Annotated in this window: 22 protein-coding genes; 13 read left to right on the plus strand and 9 right to left on the minus strand. The window is 59.3% G+C overall.

Features of this window, described 5'->3' with window-relative positions; all coding sequences use genetic code 11:
- Positions 1-9: 9 nt before the first annotated feature.
- From B9Z45_RS01090 to B9Z45_RS01105, 4 genes are read right to left on the minus strand one after another with little or no spacing between them, the layout of a single operon-like run.
- Positions 10-1269 (minus strand): ArgE/DapE family deacylase, encoded by a 1260-nt coding sequence (locus tag B9Z45_RS01090; RefSeq protein WP_108405394.1) that lies wholly within the window; start codon positions 1267-1269, stop codon positions 10-12.
- Complete coding sequence (gene uraD / locus B9Z45_RS01095) at positions 1266-3041, minus strand: 2-oxo-4-hydroxy-4-carboxy-5-ureidoimidazoline decarboxylase (protein ID WP_108405395.1); 1776 nt, start codon at positions 3039-3041, stop codon at positions 1266-1268. Before uraD ends, B9Z45_RS01090 begins: the two co-directional genes overlap by 4 nt.
- Before the next feature lie 2 nt (positions 3042-3043).
- Complete coding sequence (gene puuE / locus B9Z45_RS01100; protein WP_108405396.1) at positions 3044-3994, minus strand: allantoinase PuuE; 951 nt, start codon at positions 3992-3994, stop codon at positions 3044-3046.
- 19 nt (positions 3995-4013) lie between these two features.
- Positions 4014-4679 carry a GntR family transcriptional regulator gene (locus B9Z45_RS01105; RefSeq protein WP_108405397.1) on the minus strand — a complete coding sequence of 222 codons (666 nt, stop codon included), beginning with the start codon at positions 4677-4679 and terminating at the stop codon, positions 4014-4016.
- Between the two features lie 173 nt (positions 4680-4852).
- Here B9Z45_RS01105 and uraH point away from each other — a divergent pair, with 173 nt between their 5' ends.
- From uraH to B9Z45_RS01140, 6 genes are all read left to right on the plus strand, one after another.
- Positions 4853-5206: a hydroxyisourate hydrolase gene (uraH, locus tag B9Z45_RS01110; protein ID WP_108405398.1), complete on the plus strand. Its 354-nt coding sequence runs from the start codon at positions 4853-4855 to the stop codon at positions 5204-5206.
- Between the two features lie 106 nt (positions 5207-5312).
- Positions 5313-5885, plus strand: a complete 573-nt coding sequence (locus B9Z45_RS01115) for a thermonuclease family protein (RefSeq protein ID WP_158270353.1) — start codon at positions 5313-5315, stop codon at positions 5883-5885.
- A 101-nt stretch (positions 5886-5986) separates the two neighbouring features.
- The gene (gene xdhA / locus B9Z45_RS01120) at positions 5987-7462 is read left to right on the plus strand and encodes a xanthine dehydrogenase small subunit (RefSeq protein WP_108405400.1); all 1476 of its coding nucleotides are present in this window, start codon (positions 5987-5989) and stop codon (positions 7460-7462) included.
- Complete coding sequence (xdhB, locus tag B9Z45_RS01125; RefSeq protein WP_108405401.1) at positions 7463-9823, plus strand: xanthine dehydrogenase molybdopterin binding subunit; 2361 nt, start codon at positions 7463-7465, stop codon at positions 9821-9823.
- Between the two features lie 355 nt (positions 9824-10178).
- Complete coding sequence (locus B9Z45_RS01135; protein ID WP_199221811.1) at positions 10179-11327, plus strand: MFS transporter; 1149 nt, start codon at positions 10179-10181, stop codon at positions 11325-11327.
- A gap of 93 nt (positions 11328-11420) precedes the next feature.
- Positions 11421-12647 carry an MFS transporter gene (locus B9Z45_RS01140; RefSeq protein WP_108405403.1) on the plus strand — a complete coding sequence of 409 codons (1227 nt, stop codon included), beginning with the start codon at positions 11421-11423 and terminating at the stop codon, positions 12645-12647.
- Between the two features lie 18 nt (positions 12648-12665).
- Here the strand turns inward: B9Z45_RS01140 and B9Z45_RS01145 are convergent, their stop codons facing one another.
- Positions 12666-13199 carry a hypothetical protein gene (locus B9Z45_RS01145; protein WP_108405404.1) on the minus strand — a complete coding sequence of 178 codons (534 nt, stop codon included), beginning with the start codon at positions 13197-13199 and terminating at the stop codon, positions 12666-12668.
- Between the two features lie 106 nt (positions 13200-13305).
- On the opposite strand from B9Z45_RS01145, the gene xdhC reads away from it, so the two are divergent.
- The 5 genes from xdhC to B9Z45_RS01170 all read left to right on the plus strand — a co-directional run bounded on the left by xdhC (position 13306) and on the right by B9Z45_RS01170 (position 18663).
- A complete protein-coding gene (gene xdhC, locus B9Z45_RS01150; RefSeq protein ID WP_233252031.1) occupies positions 13306-14103 on the plus strand; it encodes a xanthine dehydrogenase accessory protein XdhC in 798 nt (265 codons plus the stop codon).
- A gap of 172 nt (positions 14104-14275) precedes the next feature.
- Entirely contained in the window at positions 14276-15493 is a 1218-nt protein-coding gene (locus B9Z45_RS01155) for a urate hydroxylase PuuD (protein ID WP_108405406.1), read from the plus strand.
- 140 nt (positions 15494-15633) lie between these two features.
- A complete protein-coding gene (locus B9Z45_RS01160; protein WP_108405512.1) occupies positions 15634-16617 on the plus strand; it encodes a tripartite tricarboxylate transporter substrate binding protein in 984 nt (327 codons plus the stop codon).
- A gap of 8 nt (positions 16618-16625) precedes the next feature.
- Entirely contained in the window at positions 16626-17099 is a 474-nt protein-coding gene (locus B9Z45_RS01165; protein ID WP_108405407.1) for a tripartite tricarboxylate transporter TctB family protein, read from the plus strand.
- A 70-nt stretch (positions 17100-17169) separates the two neighbouring features.
- On the plus strand, positions 17170-18663 hold the full coding sequence (locus B9Z45_RS01170; protein ID WP_108405408.1) for a tripartite tricarboxylate transporter permease: 1494 nt from the start codon (positions 17170-17172) through the stop codon (positions 18661-18663).
- Positions 18664-18722: 59 nt separating this feature from the next.
- On the opposite strand, the gene B9Z45_RS01175 is transcribed toward B9Z45_RS01170, so the two are convergent.
- The 4 genes from B9Z45_RS01175 to B9Z45_RS01185 form a co-directional block, all read right to left on the minus strand.
- Positions 18723-19769, minus strand: a complete 1047-nt coding sequence (locus B9Z45_RS01175; protein WP_108405513.1) for an Ldh family oxidoreductase — start codon at positions 19767-19769, stop codon at positions 18723-18725.
- A gap of 97 nt (positions 19770-19866) precedes the next feature.
- Positions 19867-20529, minus strand: a complete 663-nt coding sequence (locus B9Z45_RS01180; RefSeq protein WP_108405409.1) for a YceI family protein — start codon at positions 20527-20529, stop codon at positions 19867-19869.
- A 418-nt stretch (positions 20530-20947) separates the two neighbouring features.
- On the minus strand, positions 20948-21103 hold the full coding sequence (locus B9Z45_RS16995; RefSeq protein ID WP_158270354.1) for a hypothetical protein: 156 nt from the start codon (positions 21101-21103) through the stop codon (positions 20948-20950).
- A 60-nt stretch (positions 21104-21163) separates the two neighbouring features.
- Positions 21164-21463, minus strand: a complete 300-nt coding sequence (locus tag B9Z45_RS01185; protein WP_108405410.1) for a CcdB family protein — start codon at positions 21461-21463, stop codon at positions 21164-21166.
- Between the two features lie 223 nt (positions 21464-21686).
- Here B9Z45_RS01185 and B9Z45_RS01190 point away from each other — a divergent pair, with 223 nt between their 5' ends.
- On the plus strand, positions 21687-22526 hold the full coding sequence (locus tag B9Z45_RS01190; protein ID WP_108405411.1) for an oxidoreductase: 840 nt from the start codon (positions 21687-21689) through the stop codon (positions 22524-22526).
- A 45-nt stretch (positions 22527-22571) separates the two neighbouring features.
- Positions 22572-23591 carry an AraC family transcriptional regulator gene (locus B9Z45_RS01195; RefSeq protein ID WP_108405412.1) on the plus strand — a complete coding sequence of 340 codons (1020 nt, stop codon included), beginning with the start codon at positions 22572-22574 and terminating at the stop codon, positions 23589-23591.
- Positions 23592-23603: the final 12 nt, after the last annotated feature.

The following is a 23603-nucleotide window of genomic DNA, read 5'->3' on the forward strand; positions in this document are numbered from 1 at the left end:
AGCTGGCCTTTAAGCTAACAAATCCAGCAGCGTGCGAGCCACCACTTTGGTGGCGCGCCGCAGGTCTTCCAGTTGCACATGCTCGTCGGCGCGTTTGGCGTTGGACTCGCGCACGCTGCGGGGGCCTGCGCCATAGATCACGCCCGGGATGCCGCGCTCCACGTACAGGCGCACATCGGTGTAGAGCGGGGTGCCCAGGGCCGGAATGGCTTCGCCAAAGACTTGCTCGCCGTGCTTTTGGATCGCATCGACCAGCGGCTGGTTGCCGGGCAGGGGCTTCATGGCGTTGGCCAGCAGCATGCGCCGGATATCCACCTTCAGTTGTTTGCCGCCGCGGGGCGGGTTAAAGCTTGCTACGGCGTATGCAATCGTTTTGCGTATGGAAGCCTCGACCTCGGCCGGGTTTTCTTCGGGGATCATGCGGCGGTCGAGTTTGAAGCTGACTTTGCCGGGCATCACGTTGGTGTTGTTGCCGCCTTCGATCAAGCCCACGTTCAGATACGGGTGGGTGATGCCCTCGATTTTGGAGGTGACTTTCAGGTATTGCGCGTTCAGCGCGTGCAGGGCGTTGAGGATATGGACAGCGCCTTGCAGCGCGTCGGTGCCGCTGTCGGGAATGGCGGCGTGGGCCATTTCTCCATTCACGGTCACTTCCATTTGCAGGCAGCCGTTGTGTGCAGTGACCACCTGGTAGCTGAAGCCGGCAGCGATCATGAGGTCGGGCTTGGTCAGGCCCTTGGCCAGCAGCCAGCCGGGGCCCATTTCGCCGCCAAACTCTTCGTCGTAGGTGAAGTGCAGTTCCACGCCACCCTTGAGCGGGGCCTTGAGTGATTCCAGCGCTCGGGTGGCAAAGGTGAAGGTGGAGAAGTCGCACTTGCTCACGGCGGTGGCGCGGCCGTACATGGCGCCGTTGTGGATCTCGCCGCCGTAGGGCGGGTGTGTCCAGCCTTCACCGGGCGGCACCACGTCGCCGTGGGCGTTCAGGGCAATGGTTTTGCCTTCGCCGTACTTGCGGCGCACGATCAGGTTGGTGATGGTTTCCAGGCCGTAGGCTTTCACCTCTGATTCGGGCACAGGGTACTTTTCGGCCTCAAAGCCCATGGGCTTGAGCAACTCAGCGGTTCGCTCGGCGTGCGGGGCGTTGTTGCCGGGTGGGGTGTCGGTGGGCACCTGCACCAGGGCCTGCAAGAACTTGACCTGTTCATCAAAGTGCGCATCGATCCAGGCGTCGAGTTGTTGGTATTGGGCTTGGGCTTCGGTAGCGCTCATGACAGTTCCTGAGAGAGTTGGTTCAAAACATGGGTGAAGGCGTCGACGCAAAGCTGCATGTCGTCGCTGGTGGTCGATTCGAGCGGGTTGTGGCTGATGCCTGCGTTTTCACCGCGCACAAACAGCATGGCCTGCGGCATGACTTCGTGCAATTTCATGGCGTCGTGGCCTGCACCGCTGGGCAGTTTGAACAGCGGCACGCCCAGGGCGGTCACGGCACGTTCCCAGCGCGCTTGCCATTCGGGGGCACTGGGCGCAGCGGCGGCGCTCATGGTCAGCTCGGCTTTCACGCGCACGCCGCGGCGCTCGGTAATGCGGTTCAGCTGGGCCATCACATCGGCCACCAGCGCATCGCGCTGTGCATCGGTGGGGGCGCGCATGTCCAGGCTGAACAAGCAGCGACCAGGCACCACATTGATCGAGCCATTGGGCACCTGCAGTTGGCCAATCGTCGCCACACTGTCGCCATCCTTGGAGGCGCGTTGCTCCATGTAGAGCGCCAGTTCGGCCACGGCGCAAGCCGCATCGCGGCGGCGGTCCATGGGGGTGGTGCCCGCGTGGCTGGCGGTGCCGATCACCTCGCACAGGTAGCGCACGCTGCCATTGATGGACGTCACCACGCCCAGCGGGATGTTCACTTCGTTCAGCACCGGGCCTTGTTCGATGTGCACTTCGACAAAGCCCAGATACTGTGCCGGGTCGCGCTGGATTTTGGGGATGTCATCCACACACAGCCCCGCATGCTGCATCGCGGCGCGCATGGTGATGCCGTCGGCGTCTTGTTGGTCCAGCCAGGCGGGGTTGAACTGGCCAATGAGGGCACCAGAGCCCAGGAAGGTGGCCTTGTAGCGCTGGCCTTCTTCTTCGGAAAAGGCCACCACCTCGATGCCAAAAGGCAGGCGTTTGCCCTGCTGGTGCAACTGCTGCACACAGGCCATGGGCACAAAGATGCCCAGGCGCCCATCGTATTTGCCGCCATTGCGCACGCTGTCGTAGTGTGAGCCTGTGAGAAGGTATTGAGCACCGGTTTTGGCCGGGTGGTAACGCCCGACCACGTTGCCTACAGCGTCGATGTGCACCTCGTCAAAACCGCAGTCGTGCATGTTTTGGCTGATGCGTTGGGCGCAAGCACGGTGTGCATCGGTCAGATAGGTCACCGTGAGTTGCCCCAGCTCGGCAAAGCCGGGGTCAGAGTGTTGTGCCAGCTTTTCTTGCCAGTCCCAGACCTGCTGGCCCAGTGTGGGTTCTACGTCGAATTTGTCGTTCAGCCGGATTTCGACAATGCGGTGGATGTTGCGCAGACATTCGGCCAGCTCGAAATCGGGGTGACCGTTCAGGCGGCGCTCAAACGCGTCGATGATCTGCTGTTTGTTGTAGCCCAGGCCGCGCGGACCGCGCACCGCCAAGATGAAGGGCCAGCCGAACTTGGCGTTGTAGTCGGCGTTGAGCTTTTGGATCTTGGCAAATTCTTCGGGTGTGCAATCGGTCAAGCCTGCCTTGGTTTGCTCGTTGGTGGATTCGGCCGTCAGCGTCTTGCTGACCATGGCCTTGCCCGCGAGTTCGGGGTGGGCGCGGATCAGGCCCAGCTGAGCGTCGCGCCCGGCATGTGCCAACACCTCACACATGGCGTGTTTGAGGTGGGCCAGCGATTGGAAAGGGCGCTCACCCAGCGCCTTTTCGGCGATCCAGGGGGAGTGCTCGTAAAGACCATCCAGCATGTGCGCGGCATCGGCTTGCGATGCGCTGTTGAGTTGTTCCAATGTCAATGGCATGTTTATTCCTTGAAGGGGTGCGTCGTCTTCCAGTGCCGGGCAATGTCGATGCGCCGTGCCACCCAGACCTTGTCGTGTGACTGGATGTGGTCCAAAAAGCGTTGCAGCGCGGTGATGCGGCCCGGGCGACCGAGCAGGCGGCAGTGCATGCCGATGCTCATCATCTTGGGGGCGTTGTCACCGTTGGGGTCACCCTCGGCATACAGCACATCAAAAGTGTCTTTCATGTACTGAAAGAAGGGGTCTGCGTGCGAGTAACCCTGAGGCAGTGCAAAGCGCATGTCGTTGCAGTCGAGCGTGTAGGGCACGATCAATTGAGGCGCCACCGTGCCGTCGGTCTTTTGGACCTTCATCCAAAAAGGCAGGTCGTCGCCGTAATAATCGCTGTCGTATTCAAAGCCGCCAAAGTCGGCCACCAGGCGGCGCGTGTTGGGGCTGTCGCGACCGGTGTACCAGCCCAGGGGCCGCTCGCCGGTGAGCTTTTGCAAAATGGCCATGGCTTCGGCCATGTGGGCGCGTTCGGTGGCTTCGTCAATGTGTTGGTAGTGGATCCACTTCAGGCCATGGCAGGCGATGTCGTGGCCCAGTTCTTTGAAGGCGGCGGTCACATCGTCGTGCTTTTGCAGCGCGGTGGCCACGCCAAAAACGGTGAGCGGCAGACCGCGTTTTTCAAATTCGCGCAGGATGCGCCACACGCCAGCCCGCGAGCCGTATTCGTAAATGCCTTCCATGCTGATGTGCCGATCGGCAAAAGCGGGGGGGCTGAACATCTCAGACAAAAACTGCTCCGAACCCGCATCGCCATGCAGCACCGAGTTTTCGCCACCTTCTTCGTAGTTCAACACGAACTGCACGGCCACACGGGCACCGCCGGGCCACTGGGCGTGGGGTGGGTTGGGGCCGTAACCTTTCAGGTCACGGGGGTAGGGCAGGGTGGTGTCGTAGGTGCGCATGGTTTTGGCTGGATGAGGATCAGGACAAGGCCATGGCGATGTCTTGGGTGGGCACTTTGCGGTCGAAGGTCAGGCTGGCTTCAACATGAAGCAGGTGTTCGTGCATCAGGCGCACAGCCAGGTCAGAGTCTTTGGCTTCGAGCGCGGCCACGATCGTCACATGTTCGTCGGTGGAGTGTTCGGCCTCGTTGCGCGACTGGTACATCAGCGTGATCAGGGCGCAGCGCGAGATCAATTCACCCAGCACCTGGGCCAGCACATCGTTGTGCATGAGTTCGGCCATGCGCACATGGAAGTCGCCCAGCAACTCGGTGCGGCCTGTGATGTCGCCTTGTGTCACGGCTTCACGTTCTTGCTTGATGTGCTCCTTCAGTGCGGTGATTTGTTCGGGGGTGACCTGTTTTGCAAAGGCACGGGTCATCTCTGCCTCCAGCATTCGCCGCACGGCAAAAACCTGTTGGGCTTCCTCCACCGAGGGCGCGGCCACGAAGGCGCCTCGAGCGGGTTCCAGCCGGATCAGGCGGTTTTGTGACAATTGGAACAAGGCTTGCCGCACCAGAGTGCGCGAAACACCAAAGTGATCGGCCAGCTTTTGCTCGGCCAACTTGGAGCCGGGCAAAAGTCGGTGCTCGACAATGGCGCGTGTGAGCGATTCGACGATGTGGTGCGTGGTGGAGGTTTCCATGTCGCGTGGTCCCTTTCGGGGTTTTACCCCGGGTGTTTTGTTTCAGTCGCAGAAATCATAGCCACAAAAAGCAAAATTGTATACACTTCGGTCGACTGGTTTAATGTGGGCCAAAATGGCCTTCTCAAACCGCCTTCATTGCCCTCCAACATTCAAGACAAGCGAGCAAGACCATGGGATTGAGTACACACGTTCTGGACACCATGAACGGCTGCCCCGCAGCCGGCATGCAGGTTTCCCTCTTCACCACCCAGGGCGATCAAGCCACCCTGGTCAAAAGCTTCACGCTCAACAGCGACGGTCGCAACCCGGACGGCATGCTGTATGACCATGCCAGCCTGCGCAAGGGCACTTACCGGCTGGTGTTCGATGTTGCCGGGTATTTCAAGGCCAAAGCCGTCGATTTGCCTGAGCCCAACTTTTTGAACCAGGTCAGCCTCGACTTTGGCGTGGCCCATGAAGACCAGCACTACCACGTCCCGCTGTTGGTCAGCCCGTGGAGCTACTCGACCTACCGTGGTTCTTAAGCAAATGGGGTTCTGACCCGCGTGCAAAGAGGCGGGAAAGTTCTCGATGGCTTCAAAAATTTAGTTTCGCTGCGGCACCCATAGTGATTACGATGTATGCATGCGAATGCATTTATGGGCTCTTTTGGTCGCTTTTTTGTCGGCTTGTGGCGGCGGTGGGGATGGCGGTATGCCCGTTCCATCATCGGCCTTGTCTTATTGCGGCGTGACCACAGGCATTGGTCGCATCGAAGGCCCGGTCACTTCGGTGCACGATGGCGACACGATCACGGTGAATGGGCAGTCGATCCGGCTGGACAGCATCGACGCACCCGAGCTGTCGCAAGCCTGGGGAATCCAATCCAGGGACCATTTGGCAACGCTGGTGCTGAACCAGCGTGTGACTGTCACGTATGCCAAAAAAGACCTTTATGAAAGGGTGGTGGGAACGGTCTTCAAGCCCGATTGCACAAATGTCAGCTTGAAACAGGTGTCTTCAGGTGCCGCCTGGTACTACGAGGCCTACCAGTGCGAGATTGAAATCCGTTTGCGCAAGGCCTATGCAGCTGCTCAGACCTCGGCTCGGGCCGCTGCACTGGGTTTATGGGGTGCGCCTGCCGTTGCCCCCTGGGTCTTCCGCAACGGAGTCGATGCCAAAGTACCTGCTTCATGTCCCAATGGGGACGCGCCTTCCGATTAATCGGGATCTGACCCCAATTAAACGCAAGAATATTTTTCTCAGGTGTGGCGAGGTTCTTTAAAATCTGCTTCTTACCGTCTAATTAAACTTCCCCTCCCAACATGACCCAAGTCACCAACACTGTGCGCTTTGTGCTCGACGGCCAAATCGTCGAAGCCCAGGGCGAGCGCCGCACCACCACCGTTCTGGACTATCTGCGCGAGCAGTTGCACCGCACCGGGACCAAAGAGGGCTGCGCTGAGGGCGATTGCGGCGCTTGCGTGGTGATGGTGGGTGAGCTCAACGCCGCGGGCACCGGGGTGGACTATGTAGCCACTAACTCTTGCATCCAGTTGCTGCCTTCACTGGACGGCAAATCGGTCAAGACGGTCGAGAGCCTGAAAAATGCCGATGGCAGCTTGCACCCGGTACAGGAAGAAATGATCAAGTGCCATGGCTCGCAGTGCGGCTTTTGCACCCCCGGCATCGTGATGAGCCTGGTGAACCTGGTTCAGGTTCTGCCCATGCCCAATCGCCAGCAGATCACCGACTCGCTCAGCGGCAACCTTTGCCGCTGCACAGGCTACAAGCCAATCATCGAATCGGCGACCAAGGCCTGTGCCAAGCCCGAAGCCCTCAAGCTGGACGACAGCGCCGATGTGCCGTTGCTCCAACAAATCAAGCGCTCCAGTGTGCCCACACTCAGCCTGGACGGCGACATCATCGTGCAACCGGTGGTACGCACCAAGAAGGGCAACGAATTCGTCTCGCCCGCCACCCTTGCCGAGGTGGCTGACTACCTGGTCAAGAACCCCAGCACCACGCTGCTGGCCGGCAGCACCGAAATCGGTCTGCAGGTGAACAAGCAGTTTGTGCGCCCTGACCACATCATGTATTTGGGCAATGTGGCCGAGCTGCGCCAGGTGACAGAAACCGCGATCAGCTGGCGCATTGGTGCTGCCGTGTCGCTGACCACCACCGAGGCCTTGCTGGCCAAGGCCTACCCCGATTTTGTGGAAGTGCTGCGCCGCTTTGGCTCGCCCCCCATCCGGTCGACAGCCACTTTGGCGGGCAACATCGCCAACGGTTCGCCTATTGGCGACACCATGCCCTGCCTGATCGCCTTGGGGGCCACTTTGGTGCTGCGCCGGGGCGAAAAAACCCGCAAGGTCTTGTTGGAAAACTTTTACACCGGCATGAAGAAAACCGTGCTCGAAGCCGGTGAGTTCATCGAAGCCATTGAGTTGGCCAAGCCGGTGACAGGTCAGGTCTTTCGCGCCCACAAGGTGAGCAAGCGTTTTGAGCAAGACATCTCGGCCACCTGTGCGGCCATCAGCTACTCGCTCAAGGGTGGCAAGCTCAGCGGCGTGAAGTTGGCCTACAACGGCTTGGCTCCGTCGCCATGCCGCGCCCCCAAACTGGAGGCACTGCTGGAAGGCCAATTCCCTGTTGATGTGAAAGCGGCCGACCTGGATGCTGCCATTGCCGCCAGCTTCACGGCCCGCGACGGCCTGCGCGCCACCTGGGCCTACCGCGCTTTGGTCGCACGCAATCTGGTGCTTGAATTCATCGAAGAACAAACGAAAGAGGTGGCTTGAATGAACGCTCCTACCCCCATCAAAAACCTGTTGCCTGCATCGGGTGTTCAACAAGGCACTGACGTCGTGCACGAGTCGGCGCACCTGCACGTCACGGGCTCGGCCACTTACATCGACGACATCCCCGAGCACGCCGGAACCTTGTATGCCGCGCTGATTTTGTCGCCCGTGGCGCATGGTGAGTTGATCGGCGACGGCATTGACCGCGCTGCCATCTTGCGTGAGCACGGAGTGGTGGCGGTCTACACCGCCAAAGACATTCCCGGCGAAAACAACTGCGGCCCCATCGTGCACGACGACCCTTTCTTGGCTGCAGGCAAGGTCGAGTTTGTGGGCCAAGCCGTGGCTGTGGTGGTGGCACGTGACATGCTCTACGCCCGCGAAGCCGCGAAAAAAGCCAAGGTGCTGGTGAAAGAACTCAAGCCCATCTTGACGGTGGAAGAGGCGATGGAAGCCAACAGTTTCATCATGCCGCCCAAGGGCATCACCCGCGGCGATGCCGCAGCCGCCATTGCCAGCGCCCCGCATAAGATCAAGGGCACGACCCGTACCGGCCAACAAGAGCAGTTTTATCTGGAAGGCCAGATCACCTATGCGGTGCCAAAAGAAGACGGTCAGCTCACGCTCTACGTGTCGACCCAGCACCCCGATGGCAACCAACGTGAAGCCGCACACGCCCTGAACCTGCACACCAACGATGTGGAGGTGATTTGCCGCCGCATGGGTGGCGGCTTTGGCGGCAAAGAAGGCAACGCCAGCATCTTCAGCCAGAGCGCTGCCTTGGCGGCGTTCAAGCTGCAAAAGCCCGTCAAGCTGCGCGTGAACCGCGACGACGACATGACGATCACCGGCAAGCGCCATGATTTCCGCATCGACTACGAAGTGGGCTTTGATGACAAGGGCCGCGTCCTGGGTGCGGACATCACGCTCATGTCGCGTTGCGGTTACAGCACCGATTACTCCGGCCCGGTGAACGACCGCGCTTGCTTGCACATCGACAACACCTACCACATCCCGGCCCTGAAGCTGCTCAGCCACCGCTGCAAAACCAACACGCAAAGCGCGACCGCATTCCGTGGCTTTGGCGGCCCACAAGGCATGTTCGGCATCGAGACCGTGATGGACGAGATTGCGATGACTTTGGGCAAAGACCCATTGGAGGTGCGCAAGCTCAACCTTTACAAAGACCCGGCCATCAGTGGCACGCCCGACACCATGACCACCCAATACAAGCAGTTGATTGAAGACTGGGTGGGTGACAAAGTGATCGATCAGGTGGAACAAGAATCAAAGTACGCCGAGCGCCGCGCTGCCGTGCAGGCCTTCAATGCCCAAAGCAAAAGCCGCAAGCGGGGTTTGGCTCTCGTGCCCCTGAAGTTCGGCATCAGCTTTACCGCCACCCACCTGAACCAGGGCGGGGCGTTGTTGGTGATTTACATGGACGGCTCGGTCAGCTGCAACCACGGCGGCACCGAAATGGGCCAGGGCCTGAACACCAAGATGGCACAGGTTTGCGCTGACGGACTGGGCATCGGCGTCGACAAAGTGCGCATCACCGCGACCGACTCACAAAAAGTGCCTAACGCATCGGCCACCTCGGCGTCCAGCGGTGCCGACATCAACGGCGCGGCCATCATGAATGCCACTGCGCAGATGCGCGAGCGCCTGAAACCTGTGGCGGCCCGCATGCTCGGTTGCCAGCCTGAAGAGGTGAGTTTTTCCAACAGCGAACTGCACGGCGGTGGCAAGTCCGTCAAGTGGGCCGATGTGACTAAGCAAGCTTGGCTCGACCGCGTGGGCCTGAGCGTCACCGGCTTTTACATGACGCCAGAAATCAAATACGACTTCACCACCCTGAGCGGTCGTGCTTTCTATTACTACTGCTACGGCGCTGCCGTGAGCGAAGTGGAAATCGACACCCGCACGGGCGAGTGGTGGCTCAAAGCCGTGGACATCGTGCACGACGTAGGCCGCAGCATCAACCCGGCATTGGACAAAGGCCAGATCGAAGGCGCGTATGTGCAAGGCATGGGCTGGCTCACCATGGAAGAATGCATCTGGGACAAAAAAGGCAAGTTGCTCACGCACGGCCCCAGCACCTACAAAATCCCGGTGGCGGGCGACATCCCCGAGCATTTCAAGGTGTCCTTGTTCGACAACATCAACCTCAAGCCCACGCCGTTCAACAGCAAGGCCACGGGCGAGCCCCCATTGATGTTGGGCCTGTCGGCCTTCTTCGCTTTGCGCGATGCGGTCGCCGCCAGTGCCAACCACAAAGCCGTGGTTTACATGGATGCCCCGGCCACACCCGAACGCATTTTGATGGCCTGCGAAAAAGCCAAGGCCACTGCAGGGCTGTAAAGATGCCGGCGGGATGCCTGAAGTGTTTTCAGGCATCCTTCAGTTCATACAACCCCAGATTTCAGGAGCAGGCCCATGTCAAACGATCCAAGGTGCTGCGGCACTGGCACATGCATCATCAACGCCGAAGGCCTTTGCTGGTGTGGTCAGCGCTGGGATGGCGAAAAGATGTGTTTCATGCCCGAGCCTGTTGCAGCCCCCTCGCAGTCTTCTTCATCTTCTTCCAGCAGGCAGTCCTTGCCGCGGCCTCTTGCCCAAGATCAGGACTGAATCCGTGCAGGCGCAGCGGCATGCCTGAATGGCATGAGGGCCATGTGCAGCGGTATCCCCCAAACTTGTGTGAGATGTTGCGCCCGTGAAACCCTCTGCCGCTGAAGCGCTGCCCGCCATGCACTGGCGTGATCCTTTCCGCGTCCGGAGTTTCCGTTTTCAGTGGCCAGCCGATCTGGCCACTTCATGGGCTTTCGAGATGGAGTCCATCGTGCTGGGCTGGTTCATTCTGGTCGAGTCGGGTTCGGTCATGATGCTGGTGGTCTTTGCTTCCTTGCAGTATCTGGGTGCTTTGGTGTCGCCTCTGTTTGGGGTGGTGGGCGACCGATTCGGCTACCGGCGCATGTTGTACCTGTCACGCGCCCTCTACGCGGCTCTCGCGGCCTGCTTCATGCTGCTGGCCTGGCTCAATGCGCTGACGCCTTTGACCGTGTTGTGGATGGCCGCTTTGGCCGGTGTTCTGAGGCCTTCCGACATGATGATGCGCAACGCCTTGATTGCGCAGACTTTGCCGCCACGGCATTTGCTGGGCGCCCTCGGCATCTCGCGCATCACTTCGGATTCGGCCCGCATCGCTGGCGCTTTGGCCGGTGCAGGCGTGGTGGCTTTGTTGGGGATGACTTGGGCCTATGTGCTGATCACCGCGCTTTATACGCTCAGTTTTTTGCTGTCGCGGGGCGTGTCGGATGTGCCCGCCCCACCCACGGCCGCTGTGCGCGTGTCGCCGGTGCGTGACTTGCAGCTGGCTTTTGGCTATGTGTGGACGCGCCCCGTGCTCATGGCGGCCATGGCATTGGCTTTTCTGGTCAACCTGCTGGCCTTTCCATTCTCTTTGGGCTTGCTGCCCTATGTGGCCAAAAACATTTACCTGACCAATCAGACGGGTTTGGGCTGGCTGGGCGCCAGCTTCGCCTTTGGCGGACTGGTGGGGTCGGTGGTGCTGAGTTCTCACCGCTATCAGTTTCGCGCCGCACAAACCATGGTGGTGGCTGGCGTGGTGTGGTTTTTGGTGGATGTCATGTTCGCCTTCAGCACCCACTTGTATGCGGGCATGGCCTTGCTCTGGGGTTTGCCTTTGGGCTTGCTGTTGTCCGGCCCACTGATAGAGCGCTTTGGTTACACCGCTACGGCGGGTTTGTATTCGGCTTTGGGGCTGCTGCTGACGGGGGCCATGGCGGTTTACTGGCGCCAGCACATCTGGGATAAGGACGCCCCGGCCAATGCACCCCTGTGACCAAAGCGACAGCGCCAATGTGGCCTTGCGTGCAAAGTGCTGGTGCATGGGTGCCAAGACGCTCGTGCCTTGATAAAAAAGCCTGAACAGCCCATGCCCACCTTTCACAGTTCAACCACCGACAAGCCCGAAGCGCCTGCTGATCATCCCCGTGTGGTCAGGGGTTTGCTGAACACCGCCCATGCGCTGGACCATTTGTTTTTGTTGATTTTTGCAGCGGCAGTCAGCTCGATTGCAGCCGATATGGGTCTGACCCAATGGCAAGACCTCATGCCCTATGGCGCAGGTGCATTTTTAATGTTTGGTCTGGGGTCTGTGCCAGCGGGGCGACTGGGCGACTTGTGGGGCCGCCGCAGCATGATGCTGGTTTTCTTTTTTGGCATTGGCGCAGCATCGATCCTGACGGCCTGTGCGCAAACGGTTTGGCAATTGGCCTTGAGCCTGAGCCTGATCGGACTGTTCGCTTCCATTTACCACCCGGTGGGCATTCCCATGTTGCTGGAGCGTTCTGCCAACCCGGGTGCCACGATTGGCTTCAATGGTCTGGCGGGCAATCTGGGTGTGGCGGTGGCGGCCTTGATCACGGGTTTTCTGATTCAGTGGATGGGTTGGCGGGCTGCTTTTGTCTTGCCGGGCGTGGCGGCGATGGTGTGTGGCTGGGTGTTTGCCCGCGCTTGCCCGCAAGAAGTTTCTGCCCCTGCCAAACGCAGGGGCGGTGCCAAAGTGAGTCTGTCTGCGCCCCTGCTGGCCCGGGCTTTGGTGGTGATGACGGCAGCGGCCATCACCAGCAGTGTTTTGTTCAACTTCACAACCAATGGCAACAGCCACTTGCTGGTCGAGCGCTTCCAAGGCGTGGTGGAAGATCCGGTCTCTTTGGGCTTCTTGCTGGCCCTTGTCTATGCCGTGGCTTCGTTGGCCCAGGTGGTGGTGGGGCACTTGATCAACCGCTTTCCCCTCAAACGGTTTTTCATGGTCATGGTGCTGGCCCAGATTCCCATGCTGGTGTTGGCTTCGCAGGCGCAGGGTTGGTGGCTGTTGATCGCACTGACCGGCGTGATGGTGTTCATCTTCGGGGCGATTCCCTTCACCGATTTCATGATTGCCCGTTATGTGGATGACCGATTGCGCTCTCGCGTCTCGGGCATGCGCCTGGGCGTGTCGTTTGCGGTGAGTTCTTTGTCGGTCTGGGCCCTGGGGCCAGTGGTCAAGGCCATGGGCTTTGGCTCGTCACTGTTGTTGTTGGCGGGTTTTTCGCTCACCACCGCCCTGATTTTGACTTTGTTGCCGGGTGCTTCGCACGAACAGGTGCAGACGGCCTGAATTGGGCCTGGCGCTTTTTCAGTCCTGGCCCTCGGTCAGGGTGTCGAGCTGGAACTTGCCGCTCTTGTGCCAAAGCCATACATCGGTGTAGGTGACCTGACTCAGGTTTTTGGGGATGGGGTAAGGCGCAGAAGCTTTGACCATGCGCTCGATTTCGGCCATGACATGCGGCACATGCATGGGGGCGCGCATCCAGTTGACGGCTTTCACCGAGCCTTTTTGGTCGATGTCCACATTCAGCACGCCGACAGCCTCCAAAAGCGGCGGCATCCGGCCCTTGTAGATACGGTGCGCATGCAGGCCGTACAAATGCCCTGCAGCGTCCTTGCGGTACTCTTTGCTGGTCCGAGCCATTGAGGCGGGGCCAGACGGGGCAGTGGGAGGGGGCACGATGACGCTTTGCGGCACTTTGGCCGCTGGCGGCGGTGGTGGCGGCGCTTGCACCGCAGGCGGTGGCGTGCTGCACCCGCTTAAAAAGCCCAAGGTGGCAGCGCCCAGGCCCAGCAAGCTGCGGGGCAGTGCATTTTGAATCGGGTGCAAACGTTTGTTCATGGCAAGCCTTTGTCCTTGGCATACTCTGCTCTGGTCCACGATTGTGGCACCGACTCCGCCCGAAGGACAAACAAGTTCGAGCCCCAACTTTGAATGGACAATTAGAGTGAACTGGATTGAGCAAGCCCTGAAGCGGCTGAACACAGAAAACGCTGTGCTGGTCACCGTGCTGGCCACCCAAGGTTCTGTTCCCAGAGAGGCCGGTACGCGCATGCTGGTTTTTGCCCAAGGCGAAGAGGGCACCATAGGCGGCGGCCACCTGGAGTTTCAGGCCCTGGCCCATGCCCGGCAAATGTTGGCAGGGCAGACCGCACAAGTCACATTGCGCCAAATGCTGGGCCCCAGCCTGGGGCAGTGCTGCGGTGGCGCGCTGGAGTTGTCCTTTGAAAAGGTGGACGCCAACGACCTGCCACGACTGAGCCCTCAGCTAACGCCATCGCGCACCCCATTGGCACTGTTTGGGGGCGGGCATGTCGGCAAGGCGCTGGTGCGCTGTTTGGCACCCTTGCCTTTTGCTGTGCGCTGGATCGACAGCCGTGATGAAATTTTCCCGGCCGATGTGCCCGCTGGCGTGGCCTGCGAACACTCCAGTCCGGTGCAGGCGGCCGTGGCCGATTTGGCCCCGCGCAGCCGGGTGCTGATCATGAGCTTCAGCCATGCCGAAGACCTGGACATCGTGGTGGCCTGCCTGAAGCGCTTGCGCGACAAGGCGGACTTGCCCTTTGTGGGCCTGATCGGCAGCCAGACCAAATGGGCCACCTTCAGGCATCGGCTGGAGGACCGGGGCTTCAGCGAAGTAGAAATTTCCCAAATCACCTGTCCCATTGGTGTGCAGGGCATCTCGGGCAAAGAACCCGAGGTCATTGCTGTGGCCGTGGCTGCACAACTTTTGCAGTCGCTTTGAGAGAAGATCATGGTTTCCCCTGATGTCGAAGCCTGGTCAGCGCTGGATTCAAACGGATAAACTGTATACACTTCGGTGCACTGGTCGCAGCGGCGCACGAACCCTTGGTTCATGTTCGCGACCGAATACCCGCTCACAGGGCCCGCGGTGGTGAGCAGGTTGGAGATCTTTCATGGAAACGTATCTGCTGGAATGGGCCAATTTATTGCTGCGCTGGGTGCATGTCATCACCGCCATCGCCTGGATTGGCTCCTCGTTTTACTTTGTCTTTCTGGACAACAACCTGCTAAAACCCAACTCGCCTGATTTGCTCGAAAAGGGTGTGGGCGGTGCCATGTGGGCGGTGCACGGTGGCGGGTTTTACAACCCCCAAAAATACATGGTGGCGCCCCAGAAAATCCACACCAAATTGCATTGGTTTTATTGGGAAGCCTATTCCACCTGGCTGACCGGCTTCGCGTTGTTTACCGTGCTCTACCTTTACAACGCGGGCACCTTCCTGATCGACAAATCCCTGATGGATTGGACGCCTGTGATGGCGGGCTCTGCAGCCGTCGGTCTTCTGGTGGCCTTCTGGTTGGTTTATGACACCATTTGCCGCGTTTTCGGTTTCCGCAAAAACGGTGAGTTGATCGTCGCGGGCTTGATGATTGTGGTGGTGGCTTTTGTTGCATGGCTGGCCAACCAGTTGTTTGCCGGCCGCGCAGCCTTCTTGCTGGTCGGCGCCATGATCGCAACGGCCATGAGCGCCAATGTGTTCTTCTGGATCATCCCTGGCCAGCGAAAAGTGGTCGCGGCCATGACCAGTGGTGAGCCCTACGATGCCAATGCCCTGGCCATCCATGGCAAGCGCGGCAAGCAGCGCAGCGTGCACAACACCTACTTCACGCTGCCCGTCATCTTCGCGATGCTGAGCAACCACTACAGCTTTTTGTACTCGCACGAGCAACGCTGGGTCTTGCTGTTCATGATGATGTTTGCCGGAGCCCTGATTCGCCAGTTCTTTGTGCAGCGGCACGCCTTCCACCTGGGCCGTGCTGCCAACCCTTGGCCTTTTGCATTGGTCGGTGTGGTGCTGATTTTGGGTGTGATCGTGGCCTTGCGCCCAGCAGCCCCTGTTGCTGCAGCGGCGGGGCCCGCCGCCCCCCCCGTGACATTTGCCCAAGTGCAAACCCTGGTGGGCCAGCACTGCCTGACATGCCATGGTGCGCAGGTGCAAATGAAAAATGTGCGTCTGGACAGCCCGCAAGCCATCAAGACCCATGCGCAAAACATGTACCAGCAGGTCGTGGTGACAAGGCAAATGCCCATGGGCAATGCCACCGGCCTGACCGAGGACGATCGCGCTGTGTTGGGGCGCTGGTTTCAGGCCGGCGCAAGGATTGATTGATGGCGTTTTTGCGCCAACGGGACAGTCGCCAGAGTTACTGAATCTATGGTTGACCCTAGTGGCTTGAAGGGTGAATGGGTATAAATTTTGATGCTGCGGGTGCTATGTGGTCCCGGCTTTACAAATCAAAAGGAATTCCCATGTTCATCCGTTCACGCCGTACGCTGGTTGCCAGTGCTGTTGCTGGTTTGGCTTGTCTTGCCGCAGCCTTGCCTGCAGCAGCCCAGAATTACCCCACCCGCCCCATCACCATGATCGTCCCTTGGGGCGCTGGTGGCGGCACCGACGCGGTGGCCCGCATCGTGGCCAGCTTGCTCGAAAAAGACCTGGGACAACCCGTGACGGTGGTGAACCGCACCGGTGGCAGCGGCGTGGTGGGTCATGCTGCCATCGCTGCAGCGCCCGCTGATGGGTACACCATCGGTTTGGCCACGGTCGAGATCGGCATGATGCACTGGCAAGGCCTGACGCCTTTGACCGGCGCTTCCTACACCCCCATTGGCTTGGTTAATGCAGACCCGGCAGGTGTTCAGGTCAGGGCTGATTCACCCTATAAAAACGTGAATGAATTGCTGGCTGCCATCAAGGCCAACCCCGGCAAATTCAAGGCTTCGGGTACAGGCCAGGGCGGCATCTGGCACCTGGCCATTGCTGGGCTCTTGCTTGACCAGAAAATCGATCCGGCTGCATTGCCTTGGGTCCCCAGCAACGGCGCTGCACCAGGCTTGCAAGACATGGTGGCGGGTGGCGTTGAAGTGGCTCCTGTTTCCCTGCCCGAAGCGCGTTCGCTGATCGATGCTGGCAAGGTAAAAAGCCTGGCCATCATGAACGACAAGCCCTCGACGCTTTACCCCAATGTGCCTACGCTCAAGTCGGCAACTGGCAGCAACTGGACCATGGCGGCATGGCGCGGTGTGCTGGCGCCCAAAGGTTTGCCCGCTCCGATTCAAGCCAAATTGGCCGAAGCCGTGCGCAAGGCGGTCGCCAGCAAAGACTACACCGACTTCATGACCAGCCGTGGCCTGGGCGTGATTTATGGCGGACCTGATGACATGGCCAAATTCATGGCCAAGTCCGATGCCGAAATGGGTGTGACCATGAAGGCCGTGGGTCTGGTCAAGTAAGCAGATCGATGAAAATCAACGACGCATTTTGGGGGCTCTTGCTCATGGCCTTGGGTGCTACGGTGCTCTTTGCCGTGCGCAATTACCCCAACATTCCAGGCCAGCCTGTTGGCCCTGCCTTGTTTCCGGGCTTGATCGCTTTGGGCTTGTGCATCGGGGGGGCGATGCTGGTCTGGCAAGGCTGGCGCAATCGAACGGATGGGCCATGGCTTGAGTGGGAAGACTGGGTCAATTCGCCAAGGCATACCCGCGCGCTGGTGGCGCTGCTTGGGTCGGTGGTTTTCTACATCGTGGTCGCAGATGACTTGGGGTTTTTGATCACCGCCGTGCTCATGATGGTGACACTGTTCAGGTCGCTGCAAGTGCCATGGCGCCGCTCAGTTTTTTGGGCTGTGGTGGCCACCTTGCTGGTGCACTTTGCCTTTTATAAACTTTTGCGCGTGCCCTTGCCCTGGGGTGTCTTGACGCCTTTGGCCTGGTAATTGGCTTTAGGCCTTTACCGCTTACTGTTTCTCACCCAAATGACTTTGTCAGTCTGAGGAGTCTTATCCCATGTGGACAGCCGTTGGCCAAGCTTTTTCGATGGTGTTCGAGCCCTACACCCTGATGGTGATGGTGCTCGCTTCCTTGTATGGCTTGTTTGTGGGGTCGGTACCAGGCCTGACCGCCACCATGGCCACAGCGCTGCTGGTGCCTGTGACCTTCTTCATGCCCCCCATTCCGGCGGTGGCTGCGATGGTCACGGCAACGGCCATGGCTATTTTTTCCGGCGATATTCCGGGCTGCCTGTTGCGCATACCCGGCACACCAGCATCGGCGGCGTACACCGACGAAGCGTATGCCATGACGCGCAAAGGACAAGCCGAAAAAGCCTTGGGCGCGGGCCTGGTGTTCTCAGCTGTGGGGGGCTTGTTTGGCACCTTGGTGTTGATCGTCGCGGCACCTGCTTTGGCCGACTTCGCCTTGAACTTCAGCTCGTTCGAGTATTTCTGGTTGGTGCTGCTGGGCTTGACCTGTGCCGTCTTCATTTCAACCGGTGCGCCCGTGAAGGGCTTGATGATGTTGCTGATCGGCTTGCTGGTGGCCTGTGTTGGACTGGGCAATCCAGCGGGTTTCCCTCGTTTTACTTTCGGCAATACCGAGATGTCGGGCGGCATTGGCATGATCGCCATGATGATCGGCATGTTTGCCATCTCAGAGATCATCCGCTACGTGGTGGACACCAGCCCACCCGCAGAGTTGGTGGTGGAAGAAGTGGGTGGCGTCCTGAAAGGGCAGTGGGCGCTGGCCAAAAAATACCCCAAGCAAATATTGCGTGGCAGTGTGCTGGGAACGGCCGTGGGCGCATTGCCCGGTGCGGGCGCCGACATCGCCGCCTGGATGTCTTATGCCATGAGCAAGAAGTTTTCCAAGGAGCCCGAGAAGTTCGGCACAGGCCATGTGGAGGGCATTGTGGAGTCAGGCGCCGCCAACAACAGTGCGCTGGCCGGTGCCTGGATACCCGCCCTGGTGTTTGGCATTCCGGGCGACTCGATCACGGCCATCGTGATCGGTGTGCTGTACATGAAAAACATGAACCCCGGACCGACCTTGTTCACCACCAACCCGCAGAACATTTACGCGGTGTTCTTGTTGTTCATTGTGGCCAACATCATCATGATTCCCCTGGGCATTTTGTGCATCAAGGTGGCCAAGCGCATTCTCAAAGTGCCCCGTGAAATCCTGATGCCGATGATTTTGCTGTTTTGCGTGGTGGGCACTTTCGCCATCAATAATTCTGTTTTTCAGGTGGGTGTGATGCTGGTTGCCGGCATCCTGGCTTATTTGCTGGAAGCCAACAAGTTTCCGACAGCTCCGGCCATTCTGGGCGTGGTGCTGGGGGGCATGCTGGAAGAAAACTTCATCACCTCGATGATCAAATCCAACGGTGATTTGACGGCTTTTGTGGCCCGCCCGATCGCCTTGTGTCTGGCCATTCTGACGGCCCTGGTGTGGTTTGCCCCCGTGCTTTTGCGCCTGTTGCGCAAACCGGCCGTTATGGCTTGACGCGAAACGTTTCGTTCCATCGCTGCAGCACATCCCGGCCTGTGTGCCGGGTTGAATTTTTACAAGGGTGAAGGTGCCGTGGTCTTGAACTTCTCAGCCCAAGGCAAGAGCATGGGCATGATGTTCGGGTAAAGGGCCACGCCTTGGCTGGCGCTGTCGGCCTTCAACTTCAAGCCCCTTTCACCCGGTGTGCGCACCCATCGGTCAGCCTGTGCAGGCCGCGAGGCATGGCATTGCCTCGATACCTCGACCATCTGCGTATTGAAATCGGACAAGCCTGCAAAAGCCCGGGGATCGATGATCTGCAAAAACACAGTGGCGCCCCAACCTTCGGGTGCATCGGCACGGCCATGCCCCGCCAGGCCGCCCGTCAGGGCCTCGACCATCCAGCTCAGGCCATAGCCCTTGTGCCCTGAATCCATGCCCCCCAGCGGCAAGATCGTACCCTTGGGCTCATTGAATAAGACCGCCGGATCGCGGCTGGCATGGCCATGGCCATCCATCACCCACTCGGCAGGCAACAAGCCGCCTTCTTTTTGCAAACGGTTGGTCATGCCGTTGGTGGTGGACGAGGTGGACACGTCGATCAGCACGGGCAAGCCCGACGTGGGAATGCCCACCGAAACGGGGTTGGGCGTGAACACCGGGTCCAGCCCGCCAAAGGGCGCGATGCTGGCAGCGTTGGGGTCAGAGCAATGCAACAGCATCATCAAACCCTGCTCGGTGACCCGCTGGTGGTAGGCCGCCAGACAGGCAATGTGGTGACTGCGCCGGATGACCACGGTGCAGGTACCCTGAGTCTGGGCACGTTGCGAGGCCAGTTCAATGGCTTGCAACACCAGCCAGGGGCCAGGCAGACGCTGACCATCCCAGGTGACGGCAGCCGGGTGGTCAGACACCACCAGGGGATGACCCTCTTTGCGCATCTTGCCCGCTTCCAGTTCGGCCAGATAGGGCGCCAACAAGGCCAGGCCATGGGTGGTGTGCCCGAGCAAGTCGCCTTCCAGCAGCACATCGGCCACGGCATGGGCCTTGTCTGGCGGCAAGCCCGCTGATTGCAAAAGATGGTCGGCAAAAGCCAGAAGGTCGGGGGGGGCGTAGTTCATGGGCTTCATCATAAAAAGAAGCCTGTCATGCTCTGTCACAAGGCGGACTCAGGTCCGCTCGGAACAGTCTGATGCGCGCGCCCTCTCGGCGCTGCGCTTAGCTTTTGGACAAGGGTTTCAGCGCCAACTGAAAAGAGACCGGCGCAGAGGTGGACAAAAAGTTCAGCCCCACGATGGCACGCAAAGCCTCAACACCTGGCGTTAAACCAAAATCTTTGGCGTCGATCACGATCGCTTCACGTGTGCTGACCCATAAGTTGCCCTTCATGGCCACCACCAACAGCTGGGCTTTGATGGGGACGGATTGACCTGCCATGGTCAGTTTCCCGTCGACTGTTAAAGGAACCGCGCCCTTGCCGTCGTTGATTTGTTTCAATTTTTGGGGGTCGATTTGTGCAGAAAACTGAACGCTGGGCTGCGTGGCCACATTCCACAACAAAGTTTTCAGCCGTTCATCCCGAATTTGAACGCCGCTGTCGACACTGCGCAATTCAATTTGCAGCTGGATGCGGCCCTGCCTGTTCAGCCCACCTTTGAAACTTTTAAACCGATTGGTTTCAGTGGCGCCACCAACCCCAGCAACGCCCGATTTGGTGGTCGTGAACGTCAAGCTTGAATCGGCCAAACTGATGTCCCAATCCGAAGGGGTTTCATTGGCCAGTGCTTGGCTGGCACCGCCAAATCCCAAGACAAGGGCGCAGGCAAAAGCCAAGCCCAAAGACAGTATGCGAAACCAGTGATGTGCAAATTGTTGGATCATGCGCTGCTCTCTAAAAAAGAAGTGATTGCAAACCAAACGCCAACCAACAGCCAGGAGTCTGAAGGCCGACCATCAGATGGCCCTTTGCTGCAGCATGGGTGAGCATTTCAAACGCCGATACAGGCCAAAGTACGTCAAAAAACCTGCGTATCGTCGATCACTGATGGCCACCCATGCACCGAGCAGTCACAAATGTAAATCCAATTTAATAATAAAAAAATACCTTTTATTAAAAAAATGTAATTAAAAGTAATTAAATTTTACAATTACACACTTCTGCCGAAACATACCCGTAGCCCTGCTTAAACACTGGCTTGCCGGCACATGGCGTCTGCTCAGCCACTCCAATGGTCAAGCAACGGCGCTTTTGCCCGAAGCCCTGGAGGCCCCTGTGTCCAACACCGCTGGTTTTAGGCAATCACCCAGCCAGCGCCAACTGCAAAGCCAGCTGGTTGTGCCGTTCAATGAGTGGCCCCATGTCCACAGTCGTGATCAGGCCCTGGCGCACCACCACACGCCCATTCACGATCGTGTAGTCGGCGTTGGCGGTGGGGGCAAAAGACTTGTGACCCACACGGCACCAGTGCGAGGTGTTCGTCGCGGCTGACCGCTGCGCTCGTAACGAGTGCTGTGGTTAAACGCCTAAAACCACCACGTCCATCGCTGCGATCAAAACGCTGGCTTGATATGCCAAGTTGCCAACTTGTTGCCGCAAACTGCGAGTGGGCAAGGGCGCTGAATAGTGTGCCAGAGCACGCCGGCCTTGGCCGTTCACCATGACCATCGGGCAGAGCTTGTCCGGCGAATTTTCGGAAAATTCAATGAATGCCAAAGGGATGCTCATGCGCGTGGCCAAGGCATCGAGTAAGTCGCTTTGCACCACGACTACAAAAGGGATGCCTTGCTTTTCGACCCAGGTGTTTTGAGCCGCAATCCAGTCGTTAAATGCGGTTTCAAATTTCTTTTTCCACGCAGCCAGACTGGTGTTTAAGAGCTACAAGGACGGGCGTACCACCCATTTAATTCTTTCGTGTGCGGGACTTTTGTATTTCAAATTGGCATCTTCGGCATGCGCATTGGCGTGATCCGATGGTGACGCGTGGCATCCAAACTGCGACCATGACAACACTCGCAACACATCTACGAACGGAGTTTTCATGGCATCCACATCCCCCAAAAAACAGGTGGCGCTCGTCACTGGCGCATCGTCCGGCATGGGCAAAGAAACGGCCAAGCGGCTGTTGCAAGAGGGTCTGACGGTCTACGTCGCGGCGCGCCGATTGGCGCAAATGGAGGATTTGCAGGCCCTTGGCGCCATACCGCTGCAGATGGATATTTCGGTGGACGCCAACATCGTCTCGGCGGTGCAAACCATCACAAAAGGCCATGGCGGCATCGATGTGCTGGTGAACAACGCAGGTTTTGGCATGTACGGCGCCATGGAAGATTCAAGCCTGGCCGATGCCCGTTACCAGTTTGAAGTCAATCTGTTTGGCATGGCGCGGCTCACGCAGTTGGCGCTGCCGCACATGCGTCGCCAAGGGGCGGGCAAGGTCATCAACATCTCGTCCATGGGCGGCAAGATGTACACGCCCCTGGGTTCGTGGTACCACGCCACCAAGCACGCGGTGGAAGGCTGGAGCGATTGCTTGCGCATCGAATTGGCGCCCTTTGGCATCCAGGTGGTGATCATCGAGCCCGGCGTCATTGCGACCGAATGGGGTGGCGTGATGCTGGAGCCGATGCTGCAGCGTTCGGGTCAAGGCCCTTACCAAGCCATGGCGCAGGGCATGGCCAAGGCGATGCGCAGCACTTACGCCAAACAGGGCGCGGCCTCGCCACCTTCGGTGGTGGCCGATGCCATACTGCAAGCTGTGCGGTCAAGCCGCCCGAAAACCCGCTACGTCATCGGCAAAATGGCCAAGCCCCTGATGTTCATCCGCAAATACTTCGGGGACCGCCTGTTTGACATGGCCATCATGAGCCAAGCCAAGTAACCCAACCCCACGAAACCCTAACGACACGTCAGAAAGGCCCCCACTGTGAAACAGGCCACACGCTTTGCCGTGCAGATGGGTTGGAAACTGCTCATCCTGGACATGGGATACGCCCCCTCCGATGTGCTGAGCCTGGCGCGGCTGCCGGGTGACCTGTTTGCACGCCCGGGGGGTGCGAGTTTGTCGCCTGAGCAGTACTTTGACCTGTGGCGCGGACTGGAGCAGGCCGCAGGCAGCGACGAGCTGGCCCTCAAACTCGCGCAGGCCATGTCGGTGGAGGCGTTTGACCCTGCCCTGTTTGCCTGCTTGTGCAGCCCCGACCTGAACACCGCATTGCAGCGGCTGGCGCATTACAAACGCCTGATGTGCCCCTTGCTCATGGGGGTCGACATCCGCGCAGACCGCACGCAGGTCACTCTCAGCTGTTACGGGAGCGCCGAGCCGATTCCCCGCAGCTTGGGTGTCTCAGAGCTGGTGTTCTTCACGCAACTGGCCCGGCTGGGTACGCGCGAGCGCGTCGAGCCCTTGGCGGCCTCTGTGCCAGATTTGCCCTTGAATCTTGCACCCTACAAAGCCTATCTGGGCTGCGCTCTGGGTGCCTCTGAACAGATCCAGATCGCGTTTTCGGCGCAGGATGGACGCCGACCGTTCTTGACCGACAACATGGCCATGTGGGCGGCGTTTGAGCCGGCACTGAACAGCCGACTGTCGGCGCTGGACGCGCAAGCCGGACTGCGCGAGCGGGTCAGGGCGGTGCTGCTGGAGACGCTGCCCGCAGGCATCAGCAGCATCGATACCGTGGCCCAGCGCCTGGCGATGAGCAAGCGTTCCTTGCAGCGGCAATTGGCCGACGAATCGGTCGGGTTTCAAGAACTGCTCAGTGAGGTTCGGCATGAACTGGCGCGTCATTACCTGAGCCGCACCGACATATCAGCCGGAGAAATTTCGTGGCTGCTGGGCTTCCAGGAAAGCAACTCCTTCATCCGGGCTTTCAGAAGCTGGACCGGCACCACGCCTGCAGCCTATCGGCAGGAACGGGTGGGCATGGATGCCCAGTGGCATTGACAGGAATTAAAC

The sequence above is a fragment of the Limnohabitans sp. 2KL-17 genome, assembly GCF_003063415.1.
Taxonomy (GTDB): Bacteria; Pseudomonadota; Gammaproteobacteria; order Burkholderiales; family Burkholderiaceae_C; genus Limnohabitans_A.